Origin of the sequence: Paenibacillus sp. OT2-17 (assembly GCF_009827695.1) — a bacterium.
GTDB classification, from domain to species: Bacteria; Bacillota; Bacilli; order Paenibacillales; family Paenibacillaceae; genus Paenibacillus; species Paenibacillus polymyxa_B.
The window spans coordinates 1-1,094 of sequence record NZ_WUDQ01000861.1 but is presented as its reverse complement, the minus strand read 5'-3'; the positions used below and the strand labels follow the sequence as shown (position 1 = coordinate 1,094).

The window sequence follows — 1,094 nt, the reverse complement described above, 5'->3', positions numbered from 1 at the left end:
ATAAGGCGAGAGGGCATAAAAAAGCGACAGCACGTATAATTGAACTATTGGAGCGGGATTTAAAAGGCCAAAAAATTAATATTGCTGTGGGTCATACGGCAGATCGCTCAGCGGCAGAAGCGTTCGTGGCTCAGCTGGCAGAGCATTTTGAGCTGGGAGATCGAATATATACTGAACTTGGCGCTGTGATTGGGACCCATGTAGGGCCAGGAACGATTGGCATTTTTGTATGGCCGGCCGGAGATGAGAGGTAATATGCTGCAATTGGATCAAATACCTTTAAAACAAATACATGGCGTGAGTGCTCTCAAAGAGGGAGAGCTTCACGCTTTTGGCATTTCTAACGTACAGGACATGCTGGAATATTATCCGTTTCGGTATGAAGATTACCGACTGCGCTCGCTAAGCGAAGTGAAGGATGGAGATAAGATTACAGTACAGGCCAAAATTATGGGCATTCCGGTGCTTCAGCGTTACGGGCGCAAATCAAGGTTGACTTGTAAATTGATGGCCGAGGATTGGATGTTTACCGCGACGTGGTTTAATCGGCATTTCATGAAGGAGCAGCTAACCTCAGGTCGTGAAATTGTGGTGACTGGTAAATGGGATCTCAAACGGATGCAGATGACTGTTGCAGATTCTGAGTTTCCTGATAAAGGAGTAGCCCGCTCGGGGACACTTCAACCGGTGTACTCTATAGGCGGCAAGATTACGCAAAGCTGGATGCGAAAAACAATGAGCCAGACACTCCAGCAGTTTGGTGAAATGATCCCCGAAATATTGCCTGAGTTGCTTGTGCGTAAATATAGTATGATGCCGCGCAAGCAGGCTATTGCAGGTATACACCAGCCTCAGGACAACCGCGAGGGGCAAGAGGCTCGTCGGCGGATGGTGTATGAGGAGCTATTTTTATTTCAGCTGAAAATGCAGGCATTCCGGGCGCTAAATCGTGGTCGAGCGGACGGGGTGGTACATACCGTGGATAACGCCACGATTCGTGAATTTGTAAGGGCTTTGCCTTTTGAATTAACGGATGCACAGAAGAAGGTAGAGCTTGAAATACTGCACGATCTACGCTCACCTTATTGTATGAA

Annotated in this window: 2 protein-coding genes; both read left to right on the top strand. The window is 47.6% G+C overall.

Features of this window, described 5'->3' with window-relative positions; translation table 11 throughout:
* On the top strand, positions 1 to 254 hold a 254-nt coding region (locus GRP75_RS27730; protein ID WP_202404349.1), incomplete at its 5' end, for a DegV family protein.
* A 1-nt stretch (position 255) separates the two neighbouring features.
* Positions 256 to 1,094 (top strand): ATP-dependent DNA helicase RecG (locus tag GRP75_RS27725; protein WP_483311127.1); only part of this gene is annotated, 839 nt, incomplete at its 3' end.